This is a genomic window from Nitrosomonas sp. Nm84, from assembly GCF_003201565.1.
Taxonomy (GTDB): domain Bacteria; phylum Pseudomonadota; class Gammaproteobacteria; order Burkholderiales; family Nitrosomonadaceae; genus Nitrosomonas.
Window position 1 is genome coordinate 95,064 of the sequence record NZ_QJJP01000001.1, and the last position, 12,234, is coordinate 107,297.

At 45.8% G+C, this 12,234-nt stretch carries 9 protein-coding genes; 4 read left to right on the forward strand and 5 right to left on the reverse strand.

The window, feature by feature from the left end; genetic code table 11:
* Nucleotides 1-73: 73 nt before the first annotated feature.
* The 4 genes from tatC (at nucleotide 74) to C8R34_RS00530 (ending at nucleotide 4,329) form a co-directional block, all read left to right on the forward strand.
* The gene (tatC, locus tag C8R34_RS00515; RefSeq protein ID WP_110336779.1) at nucleotides 74-868 is read left to right on the forward strand and encodes a twin-arginine translocase subunit TatC; all 795 of its coding nucleotides are present in this window, start codon (nucleotides 74-76) and stop codon (nucleotides 866-868) included.
* Between the two features lie 121 nt (nucleotides 869-989).
* On the forward strand, nucleotides 990-1,619 hold the full coding sequence (locus C8R34_RS00520; RefSeq protein WP_110336782.1) for a hypothetical protein: 630 nt from the start codon (nucleotides 990-992) through the stop codon (nucleotides 1,617-1,619).
* A 74-nt stretch (nucleotides 1,620-1,693) separates the two neighbouring features.
* Nucleotides 1,694-4,087: a heavy metal translocating P-type ATPase gene (locus tag C8R34_RS00525; RefSeq protein ID WP_110336785.1), complete on the forward strand. Its 2,394-nt coding sequence runs from the start codon at nucleotides 1,694-1,696 to the stop codon at nucleotides 4,085-4,087.
* 20 nt (nucleotides 4,088-4,107) lie between these two features.
* The gene (locus C8R34_RS00530) at nucleotides 4,108-4,329 is read left to right on the forward strand and encodes a heavy-metal-associated domain-containing protein (protein ID WP_258364288.1); all 222 of its coding nucleotides are present in this window, start codon (nucleotides 4,108-4,110) and stop codon (nucleotides 4,327-4,329) included.
* A gap of 15 nt (nucleotides 4,330-4,344) precedes the next feature.
* Here the strand turns inward: C8R34_RS00530 and C8R34_RS00535 are convergent, their stop codons facing one another.
* The 5 genes from C8R34_RS00535 to C8R34_RS00555 all read right to left on the reverse strand — a co-directional run bounded on the left by C8R34_RS00535 (nucleotide 4,345) and on the right by C8R34_RS00555 (nucleotide 12,114).
* Nucleotides 4,345-5,784: a mannose-1-phosphate guanylyltransferase/mannose-6-phosphate isomerase gene (locus C8R34_RS00535; protein ID WP_110336787.1), complete on the reverse strand. Its 1,440-nt coding sequence runs from the start codon at nucleotides 5,782-5,784 to the stop codon at nucleotides 4,345-4,347.
* A gap of 450 nt (nucleotides 5,785-6,234) precedes the next feature.
* Nucleotides 6,235-9,018, reverse strand: a complete 2,784-nt coding sequence (locus C8R34_RS00540; protein WP_110336790.1) for a multicopper oxidase domain-containing protein — start codon at nucleotides 9,016-9,018, stop codon at nucleotides 6,235-6,237.
* 39 nt (nucleotides 9,019-9,057) lie between these two features.
* Complete coding sequence (locus C8R34_RS00545; RefSeq protein ID WP_110336792.1) at nucleotides 9,058-10,062, reverse strand: multicopper oxidase domain-containing protein; 1,005 nt, start codon at nucleotides 10,060-10,062, stop codon at nucleotides 9,058-9,060.
* 235 nt (nucleotides 10,063-10,297) lie between these two features.
* Nucleotides 10,298-11,023 (reverse strand): response regulator transcription factor, encoded by a 726-nt coding sequence (locus tag C8R34_RS00550; protein WP_110336794.1) that lies wholly within the window; start codon nucleotides 11,021-11,023, stop codon nucleotides 10,298-10,300.
* A 416-nt stretch (nucleotides 11,024-11,439) separates the two neighbouring features.
* Nucleotides 11,440-12,114, reverse strand: coding sequence for a response regulator transcription factor (locus tag C8R34_RS00555; protein WP_110336796.1), 675 nt, complete (start codon nucleotides 12,112-12,114; stop codon nucleotides 11,440-11,442).
* Nucleotides 12,115-12,234: the final 120 nt, after the last annotated feature.

Here is a 12,234-nt window from a genome sequence, read left to right on the forward strand (position 1 = left end):
GCAGCTTCCTGGCAGCTGTTATCTTAATAACGATTGACGTTCATTTCATATAATTATTCCCATAACGACCGCCATGCTTGAAGGCTCATTCCTATCACACCTGGTAGAACTGCGTACCAGAATAATTCGTGCACTAGGTGGACTTATGCTCGGTTTTATCCCCTGTGCTTTTTACGCGCGTGAGCTCTATACGCTGCTGGCACAGCCACTTCTGGAAAAACTGCCGCAAGGCGGGCAAATGATCGCTACAGATGTTGCGACACCTTTTTTTGTACCGATGAAAGTGGCCATGATGATGGCCTTTGTCATTACATTACCGCACACTTTGTATCAAATATGGGCTTTTGTAGCACCCGGACTCTACTCTCATGAAAAACGCCTAGCACTACCATTAGTCTTTGGCAGCAGTTTCTTATTTTTCTGTGGCATGGCGTTTGCCTACTTTGCGGCGCTGCCGCTGGTATTTGAGTTCATTACCTATTTCGCACCCGAAGGTGTTGCTGTCATGACCGACATCGGCAAGTATCTAAGCTTTGTCTTATCCATGTTCATGGCTTTTGGTGTCACTTTTGAAGTACCGATATTTGTCATCGTCTTGGTCAGAACAGGCATCATCACGATTGAGAAGCTAAAGGAGATACGCCCTTACGTCATTGTCGGCGCATTTGTTATTGCAGCCATTTTCACGCCCCCCGATGTCATCTCACAATTCATGCTGGCAGTGCCTTTATGTCTTCTGTATGAACTTGGCATACTCATTGCCACTTTTATGACCAAAGAACGCGACAAAGGAACTCAATCCGATCCATCAACACATCTCAAGAAAGATTCCCCTGAACAAAAAGATACCCCAACAAAAACAGATTGATCATATGCGTGTTGGCAATCAACAAGAATAAGTAGAAATCGCTATAATGAAACCAACCCAATCCTTCCAGATCTAACTCAAGCACCCCATTAATGAATATTCATGCGCGAGGAAATCAGCGATGTTCAATATCCGTTCAGTTATTGATCCAGCAAAACCAGTGATTTTAGCTATTAGCATTTTTAGTATACTTGCCGCCAATAGTGCATTCGCGCAATCGTCGGATACCGCGCAAAACTATCAGCAACCTTCAGAACCGACTACTCGGCCTTTACCGGAAAATCCATCCGATTTAAACAAACAGCCCAGAAAAATTCATCGTATCGGTACAGCTATTCCCGCTCCTCGCAATAGCATCAGTATAAAAAGCACGGATGCCGGCGCCATACGCAGGCCGCCGCCTACATCAGGGTGCACCAACTGCGGCATTATCGATTTCGTCAATAAACTTGGGCAAGGCCCTGGTTTAAATGCCATAGCAGGCGGTGTTGTGGCCGGAACGGTCGCGCGAGAAGTTATTCGCCAAACGCCGCACTCGCAGGGCATTATTCACCCAAACACGATGGGCAGCATCTCCGGTGGTTATGGTGGGAATATGAATCATCCAGGCCAGCCGGGTAATCCGTATCAGGTCGGCATCACCATGAGCGATGGTAGTCAGGCAATTATTGCACTTCCCGATGCATCCAATCTTCAACAAGGCGATAGAATCCAGTTAATCGATGGCGTATTGGTGCTGGATCGTCAGTAAACATTGGAATTCAGCGCTTATCTGCCAACTACGGCAAAGCATTTGCAGATACCGCATGGATTGAGGAACATTCTATGAATACATCATCTCTCAAACACATCGAATTGCCGATCGAAGGTATGACATGTGCTGCCTGCGCAATACGTATCGAAAAGAATCTGAATAAGCTCTCTGGTGTTCAGGCTAACGTCAACTTCGCCAATGAAAAGGCTCATGTCAATTATGATGCCAGTCAGGTTAGAACTGACACGCTGATCGGCGCCATCGAAAAAGCCGGTTTTCATATTGCGCCACGTTCGGTACAGCTGCAATTACACAAAATGACGTGTGCGGCCTGCGCCGGACATATTGAGAAAGCGCTGAATAAATTGCCCGGTGTCACAGCCACCGTGAATGTAGCGACCGAAACGGCTAAAGTTAATTTCATACCGGGTTTGACAACAGTCGACCAGTTAATCGAAGCGGTGATCAATGCAGGCTATGGCGCCAGTGAAATCAACGAATCCAACCATGCGGAGGAAAAAGCGCGACGCCTGGCAGCTTATCAGACCGAATTACGCCTTTTCTGGATTTCATCCGCCCTCACCTTGCCGCTGGTGTTGCAAATGGGCGCCATGTTTGCCGGTCATGATATGGACATGCTGCCACGGTGGTTGCAATGGCTATTGGCAACCCCGGTGCAATTCTGGATTGGCCGGCGCTTCTATATCGGGGGCTGGCATGCTCTGCGTAGCGGTGGAGCAAATATGGATGTACTGGTGGCGTTAGGTACCAGCATGGCTTATTTCTTCAGTGCCGTGGTTACCGCATTCGCACTGGATCAGCATGTCTATTTTGAAGCCAGTGCGGCTATCATCACCTTGGTTCTGCTGGGTAAACTAATGGAAGCGCGCGCCAAGGGAAAAACTTCTGAGGCCATCGAAGCGCTGATCCGACTACAACCTAAAACAGCCCGCATCGAGCGCGAAGGAGAAATCATCGAAGTGCCAGCCAGCAGTCTGCAAGTCGGTGATATTTTCATCGTGCGCCCAGGCGAGAATTTGCCAGTCGATGGTGTCGTTGTTGAAGGTACATCCAGTGTGAATGAATCGATGTTGACCGGTGAAAGCTTACCGGTCAGCAAGCAAGCCAGCGCAAAAGTATTCGCCGCCACGTTGAACCAGCAAGGGTTGCTCAAATGCCGTGCAACCAGTGTCGGCGCACAGACCCAATTGGCCGCCATTATCCGCTTGGTCGAAGAGGCGCAAGGCTCCAAGGCACCGATTCAACGCATGGCAGACACTATTTCAGGTATTTTTGTCCCCATCGTTGTAGCGATCAGCATTCTGACATTGGCAATCACCTGGTGGCTTACCAGTGACTTTGTTGCTGCACTTATCAATGCCGTTGCGGTTCTGGTTATCGCCTGCCCTTGCGCATTGGGGCTGGCCACACCGACCGCCATCATGGTCGGTACCGGACGCGGCGCACAGGTTGGCGTGCTGGTCAGGAACGCAGCGGCACTGGAACACGCCGAGAAAATTCAAACTGTCATTGTCGACAAAACCGGCACGCTCACCGAAGGTAAACCGGAAGTCACCGACATTGTTCCCATTGAATCCATGAGTACACAGGATTTACTACGAATCGCAGCTTCCCTGGAACAAGGATCCGAGCATCCACTGGCCCGAGCAGTTCTGGATAGTGCGCAGAAAATGAAACTGTCACTTCAACCCATTCATGATTTCTCTGCCATCACCGGTAGTGGCATTACAGCCCACATGAATGGCACGCACTATCTGCTGGGTTCACCCAAATTTTTAATTCAGCAAAGTATCGTTGTGGATGAAAAGCAAATAAGCGCCTTGCAAGCAGAAGGAAAAACCGTTATCGGTGTTGCCTCCATTTCGGATAATGCTCGCTCAATACTTGGTTATCTGGCGATTGCCGACCGCCTGCGGGATACTTCTCTCAAAGCCATTGAACGTTTGCAATCGATGGGTATTGAAATCGTCATGCTAACTGGTGATAATGCCGTGACTGCTGCAGCGATTGCAAAGCAGACAGGCATCACGCAATATCGCGCCGAAGTCCTGCCGCAAGATAAAGCTGCTGAAGTCATGAAGCTGAAAGCCGTCGGTAAATTCACTGCCATGGTTGGCGATGGCATTAACGATGCGCCAGCCCTGGCGGCCGCAGATGTCAGCTTTGCCATTGGCGCCGGTTCGGATATTGCCATTGAAGCCGCTGATATTACGTTGATCCGCAGTGATCTGATGAGTGTTGCCGATGCCATTTCCCTATCGCGTGCCACACTCAGAAAAATCCGCCAGAATCTATTCTTTGCTTTTGTCTATAATACCTTGGGTATTCCATTGGCGGCCATGGGCATGCTAAGTCCAGTCATTGCCGGTGCTGCCATGGCGATGAGTTCGGTATCGGTCGTCAGCAATTCGCTATTATTGAAACGCTGGCGGGCAAATCACTAAATAATCATATAAAGGAAGCAATGACAGCAATGCTAACAACCACCATTAAAATCAAAGGTATGACCTGTATGGGTTGTGTCAACAGCGTCAAAAACGCCCTCAAGAACGCGACCGGTGTAATCCAAGTCGATGCTTCTCTCAATCCTCCGCAAGCGGCCGTGCAGTACGATCAAGCGAGTACAAACATTGATCTACTCAAAGAAGCGATCATCGACGCAGGTTTTGAGGTGGTTGATGCGTAGACATACGCTGCCACGTCATAAGGTGCGTCCGTAAGAATCCTCGAATCTCACGATATCGTCTTCGCCCAGATACGCCCCCGATTGCACTTCGATTAAATGCAGCGGGATTTTCCCGGGATTCTCGAGACGGTGGAGCTTCCCCAATGGAATATAAGTCGATTGATTTTCTGTAAACAACATTTCTTTATCTTCCACGATCACTTTGGCAGTACCACTGACGACCACCCAATGTTCCGCCCGATGATGATGCATCTGCAATGACAGTTTTTCTCCCGGTTTTACCATGATACGCTTGACCTGAAAACGCTCTCCTTTGTCGATACCTTCATACCAACCCCAAGGACGGTGAATACGCAGATGTTCGAGATGCTCCTTGCGACCATTGGACCCGAGATGTTGTATCGCGGTCTTGAGTTCCTGAGTTTTACTCTTATGCATCACCAGCACGGCATCGGCTGTTTCTACTACAATGACATCATCGAGACCGATCACGGAAACCAAGCGATTCTCCGCGCGAATGTAACTTCTCTTCGTGTCCATGACAAACGTATCTCCGCTGGTAAAATTATCGTTCGTATCCTTGGGAGAAATCTGCCAAAGAGAATCCCACGATCCCACATCACTCCAGCCAAATTGCGCAGGCACGACGACCGCACGGTCCGTCACCTGCATAATGGCATAATCAATGGAATCTGATGGGCAAGCCATGAAAGCATCCTTATCGGGACGAATAAAACTCAAGTCTACGATTCTTTTTAACCAGGCTTCCTGAGCAGCAGCAAAGATATTCGGTTTGTGTCGTTGTAGCTCTTCCAGATAACACTTGGCGGTGAAAACGAACATACCGCTATTCCAGGTATAACCACCTTCCTGCAAATAAGCTTGAGCGGTTTCCAGATTGGGTTTTTCGTAAAAAGATTGCACTTGATAGGCTGCCAGTGATGTCGCTTTGGCAAATGTGATGGCTTTACCCATTTTAATATAACCATAGCCAGTCTCTGGTGCATCAGGCATCACACCAAAAGTAACCAGATAGTCTTCACGAGCAGCAATTGCTGCGGTTTTCACAGCTTGCGAAAAAGCAACCTCATCATCAATGACATGATCTGCCGGTAGCACGAGCATGATGGCGTCTTCATCGGTCTGGGCAAGATGAAATGCCGCGAGTGCAATCGCCGGGGCGGTATTGCGACCGGCTGATTCAAGATAGATTGCTTCAGGTTTAATGTTGATGGCTTCACATTGTTCTTGGATAAGAAAGCGATGTTCAGAATTACATACAATAATGGGGGCCTGCACACTCAATAGAGTATTTGCCCGAATCAGCGTAGCTTGCAACATTGTTTCTTTACTAACGAGCGGCAGCAGCTGTTTCGGATAATTGGCGCGCGACAGTGGCCATAATCGGGTACCACTTCCACCAGACAAAATAATGGGATGAATATTCGAATGCATTTTCTGGAATTATTCCTTAGTTTTTTGTAAAGGATCTCTAGCAAAAATCCAATAATTTTTTCTACACAGCATGTTGAGTCGATTCACGGCAGCTTTCCAGCATCAGTATAGCAAAGCACTTGCGATTGTTATTTTATCGTCAATTCATTTTGGCCGACTCAATGACAAACGGCATGCTGGATTTCTAGTATGTCATCAAAAATAGCAACACATATTTCCTATACTAAGCTCCAAATGAATACTAACAGAATAATCTTTACTTTATGTTTCAGTAAACATTGGCAATCAAGATTTTTCGCTACCACTGATCCATGAAATTCAGGTGATAGCAATCAATATTGAACAATATTTTAACTCCGTCCTTGCTAATAAGTATCTTAATCCATAAATAAAAACGGCTACCAGTATAACTTAGTAGCCGTGCTTAAAAGTACTTCTATTCTACAACGGTTAGTGGTGGGTTTTTGGATTCTGCTGTTCAGGAGTCAGACCTTCTTTCCAAACTGCAGGAAGATTTTGTACCCAGCCGTTATAAACATTCGGAACAGCCAGAACTCCTTGACCGCCAAATCCCGGCAACCCGGTAACGGTATCATCTTTAGCAGTACCTGCACCATCAACCAGAGAAACATGGCCGGCAATAACCGCATCTTTTAAATCACCATCCCCATTCGGATCCACATCGACGACAGCCAATCTGTTCCCGAACTTGGATGTAACATAGGCATAATAGCCTCCACCCTCTTTTGCACCAAAGTTAGCGCCGTGACAACCTGGATCGCAATCCAATGATGTAACAATGGTATCTGTTGCGGTGTCAATGATAACAATTTGTCCATCCATTGAAGCAATTACCACTGCTTTACCATCCGGAGAAACCGGCGCTTGAATCGGCAATACACCAACTGCTAACTTGCCATTTCCATCGTTGTCTGCAAACGTCCCGTCGAGAGGGTTATAGTCTGCAATGAGACTGACAGTTTTTATCAGTGCGCCTGTATTACCATTAAGCACACTCAATGAATGATGCAGCAGATTGGTTGCATAAATTTTGCTTGAATCCGGCATCATACCGATTGCTATCGGATGCGCACCTGGCGCAGTGCCTCCAGTAGGTGTCCTGGCCTGAATAGTACCATTATCGACAGCGTATACACCGACGTCATGAGTACCGATATTTGGCGTTACGATTTTTGAGCCATCGGCGCTGATCCAGTGACCATGTGGATTAGCAGAAACGTGACCCTGTGCTTGCGTCGGCAGCATTTTCTCAACCTTGGTCGTTCCTGCGGGAATCATGTATATGCCATTCTCGCCATTAATTGCGATGGTAATATCATCGGTAGTCGGTAATGTCACCACGTGAGAAGGCGAATATCCCACTTGGATATTCTTGATTAACTCCCCAGTCTCGCGATTAATCATCGAGAATTTATTATCAAACCATTGCGTTTGAAAAATAATTGATTGATCACGATTAGTCCACATGTTGTGCGGATTATTGTTGTTAATCTGCGGCAACGCAACTTTACGTTTAACAGTCCAAGTTGCCGTATCAACTACAGTGCTGGTTCCCGGCTTGAATTTACTCGCGGTTTTTTCAAATTGAGTATTAACCCATACTTCGCCTACACCTCGGGTTGCCGGAGCATTGCCAACTGAAAGCGGCTCATTTTTTACATTAAGCGCGGATAGAGGAAGCGCAAATCCCACGCCACCGTCTGCAATCTTACCAAAAGGTTCTCCGGAGATTCTCACAGGAAGTGTTGGATAACTGACATTCCAAAGTCCCGTGCTGTAGTCTCGCCAGTTTGCCGTTGCGGTGGTGATAAAAAATGTTTTCAGCAAACGAACTGCCAGATCACTGCTAGTTGGCAAGCTTTTTATTCCTGTTGCAAGATCAATTGTGTAATTGGATTGCGGATTCCCTAAATCCAAACCTTCGGTGGAGGGATCATCCACAATCACCGCAGCGAACATGAAGGGATGCACTTTACAGGTAAAGACATATAATCCCGGTGTATCAAGCTTGACAATCCCGCCTCCCCGGTAAGCATCGGTTTGATTGAAAGGCATATGATGCGCGCCGCTAGGCCATAACAACGAACTTATAGTATGTACGCCATTGGTTTCGGACATGACAAAATTGACGCTGCTACCTGGATAAATCACTTCCAGGGATTTGGTTTTGATATCGGCGCCTTGAAGAGGAGAACCTGTAGCACCCGGATCACTGAGCTTAACAATGGCGTCACCGCGTGCACTTCTAAACCAGCTGGCAGGTTCATCGGTAACCTCAAATGTTACTAAGCCCGGTCCTCTTGACTGATCACCCAGTAAAATATTGCCATATGGAGATGCGCCTACGATACTGGCGCCATCGCCGCCTTCAGGATAAACCTTGAAGCTGCCATGCATGCCCGCTTCCATATGGGCAATCAAGTGGCAGTGGTATTGCCAATCTCCGTCACCGACCCCAGACCCGGCTTTGACTGTAAATGAATGGGTATCTGAACCATCTGCTAACAATTTGGTATCAATTACTTCATTTGTTCCAGTTTTAAACCAGCGATGCGCATGCAGGTGAAAAGTATGTCCTGGCCCTATTGCCAGAATGTGGAACCGCACAATATCGTTCTCAACGGCCCCAGGATTGGGATTGGCCCAGAGCGGCTTTTGTGTGCCATCGCTGGAAATTTCGGTTCCCCAGAAAGTTGAACCCACCATGAACAGTACAAACTGCTTGTCCAGATCAGCTTGAGTAACGGGAACGATATTGCCATTGGCTTCTACGTAACGATCCAGCGGACCGGTTGCTTTATCGACTATCAGCGCACCGAACAAACCAAGCTGTTCCTTGCCATCAATGTTGCCGTGATAAACATAGGTACCTGCCTTGCTGGCTTTTACACTATAGCTCTTAGTTTTTCCAGGTCCAACTTTGGCTGAGCTTGGTAGTGGAAGACCTGGAACCTTAAATCCCACTTGCGTGCTGGTGTTGTTAGTAAGCGTTACATTAATACTATCGCCTTCTTTTACAAATAAAGCCGGACCTGGAATTACTGCCTCATTGCCGGCCATAGCATATGCCAGTTGACCATTCGGCAGTGTTTCGGCTGTTAGTGAAATATTATGCACAGCGGCCAGTGCAAAAGACGATGTTAACAGTGCTATGACAAAAAATATGACTGTTATTATTGGCCTTGTTATGCCAGAAATATTTTTATGATTCATTTTTTGCTATCCTTATCATTTAAGTGCCTATTTTCCTGCTTAGTGAACATTAAATTTCCCTCTCATGCCCATCAATTGGTTTGAGAAATTTTTATCCACATAAAAAGAACTTTGTTCCGCCTTGACTACAAATACATGCTTTTCAAGCGGACCAATAGCAACCTGATTAATAAGATTATTTGTGCCTGGATCGACCCATCGATAACCATTCAGCTTAAATGTGTGAATATCAGTACCCAGAGCAATCAAATGAAATCTGACATTGCTGTCGCTCCGTGCTGACAGTGTAGGATTGGCGCCATGTTTTGATTGTTTTTTGTCAGCACCATTAATTTCCATACCCCAGAAAGCATCATCTCCCATGTATAGCACATACTCTTTGGCATAACTGGGAGCGCCGATTGGATTTACGATGATTGCCCCAAAAAGGCCTTTATGTTCCGCACCGTTATGCGTTTCAAAATTATGATCATGGTATGCCCATGTGCCCGCAGTACCTGGCGCGACATTCCACTTATACTCATAGAAGGAAAAATACTGATCCTTCTCCAATCCTGCACCCGCCCCTTCATCAAGATGATTATTGATCACTTTGAGCGTGCCATCACTGAGAATGTCGTAGTGAACGCCATGCACATGTATGCTGACTTGTTTGCTGATTCCTGGGACATGAGTAGTATTGCCGGGAATTTCATTTAAAATTGTTATCTTGACCGTATCACCCTCAGTCAACACAATCGTTGGTCCTGGAATTGTGGCAACCTTGCTATATCGGTCCGTAATGGATACGCCATCTACCATATGACTATCCATCTTGTAGGCCATCAGCTTGTTGCCGAATCCGTCATCCTGAGTCTCTTCTGCGGTCAATTGAATAATATGCTCTGCTGCGAAGCTTTTGCCGATCAATAGACAAGACATTGCCAGCACAAGCAAAAACATAATCAGCAGTTGCCTTACAGCATTATGGGGCATCCATTGCGTGGCACTGGAATTCTCTAGGAACTCCGTGGCACAACAAGGTCGATTAATTTGAAACGACATTTTTAACATCCCTCCTATAAATGTAAAAAAAATGTACATCAAGAGAAACGTGTAAAAAAAAAGCACATCCGGATATCAAAGGTGCTTTCTTTTGAGACTCACGATGCTCTTGAGGCTCACGATTCGATCAGTAGATTGCAGTAATTGATGACTGCTATCTATTTCATTTAGCGAGGGAATAATTTTATCAAAGCTAATTTCAAACAAATAGATGCCATTTGTCCTCAAGATCTATTTATTTTTCAGAATCTTCCGGGAAGAATATCCCGACCATGTAGGAATCTTTGAAATAACCATACAGAGGTGCCTTCAGGCATAGCTCGATCTGTTTTTTTACGCCGATCTTTTTATAGATTATCGATAATTGATTACGCACGGTTTTCTCAGTAACCAATAATTGCGAGCTGATTTCTTTAGCCGACAAACCTTTACATGCAAGATAGGCAATTTGGCGCTCACTATCACTCAGCTTTAATTGATGCGTGGCTTTGGCATCGGGTTGTATTTCAGGCATTGGGTTGCCGTCGAACTGTGCCTGCCATAGCAACTTAGTGACATGGCGGTCAAACCAAACCTGACCCGCATGAATCGCATGGATCGCTTTCAATAACAATTCAGAAGACTGGTGCTTACTGATAATGCCTACCGCTCCGGCACGAAAAGTTTGCAGGTACGTATGCTCACTATTTTGATGGGAGAGAGCCAATACCTTACTGTCTGGGCAGGCATTCAATAACTTGATAATATGATCGGTACAATTGCCGTTGTTTAGATGTAAATCCACCAGTACCACGTCCGGTTTATGCTGCACAGCCAGATTGAGCAGATCCTCTATACAAGCGGTTTCTGCAACCAAACGTACCGAAGCATGATTTTCAAACAATGCGCGCAAACCTATGCGCACGAGTTCAAAACTTTCTGCTACGAGTACACGAATTTTTGTGTCAGACCGCTCAGCCATGCTTGTAAATTTACCCAGGTTTAAAAAGCCTCAGACGCAGGACTTGAGTCGCTATCTTGATCCTTCATGTGGGGAGATCACCTCCATATTTTTATTTTTTACAGATCGCTGAGAAACTATCTGTATTGCCGCTACGGTGTTAAAACAGGCTGACATGTTCATTTATTACGCATAAACTGCGCCTTACCACCTGTTTTTGCCTGGTATCGACCACTTCGAAAACGTTTTTCAACTGCCTGTCAAGCCTCACGATCAGATCATCGGATTATCGATATTGATTACTACTATCTATCTAATTTCATGAAGGAATAATTCTATCAAATCTATTTTCTAAGCAATAGATGTCATTTGTCCCCTCGGAATAACTATTTATTCGAATTTTTCCGACAAAATATCCCGAGGTAGTATATGTGGGATTATTTGAAATAATTATAACGTGGCGCCTTCAAGCAAAGTTCGATCTGCTTTTTAACACCTATTTTTCTATAAATCGTTGATAGCTGATTGCGCACGGTTCTTTCCGTAATAAAAAATCGTAAACTTATTTCTTTAGCTGACAACCCCTTACAAGCAAGATAAGCGATGCGACGCTCACTATCGCTTAGTTTTGGCTGCCGCGGCATAGTAAGATCGATTTGTCTTTGTATGAGCGTATTCCGATCAAGCTGCTCCTGTCGAGTCAGCTGAGCGATGTGACGGTCAAACCAGGCTTGACCAGCATGAATCGCATATATGGCTTTTAATAGCAACTTACAAGAATGATGTTTGCTGATGACACCCACTACCCCGGAACGATAAGTTTGCAAATAGACATGCTCGCTATCATGTTGGGAAAAAGCCAGCACTCTACTGCGTGGACAGGTGTCCAATAATTTGGCGATATGTTCGGCATAATTACCGTTGCTCAACTGCAAATCCACCAGAATGACATCCGGCTTATGTTGTACCGCCAAGTAAAATAAATCTTCTATATGGCTGGTTTCCGCAACCAGACTGATCGCAGCATGATTTTGAAATAACGAACGTAAGCCAATGCGGACAAGCTCAAAGCTTTCTGCCACCAGTACGCGTATTTTAGTGCGCCCTATCATCTAGTTGTTAATTACCATCTATCAGGATGTCTATTTTATAAAGCGACTCCAGATCGTTAAGTAATGAAAAGATAGACTTTACTAGCACTAATTATCATTGCGACAACATATCTCAGGAAA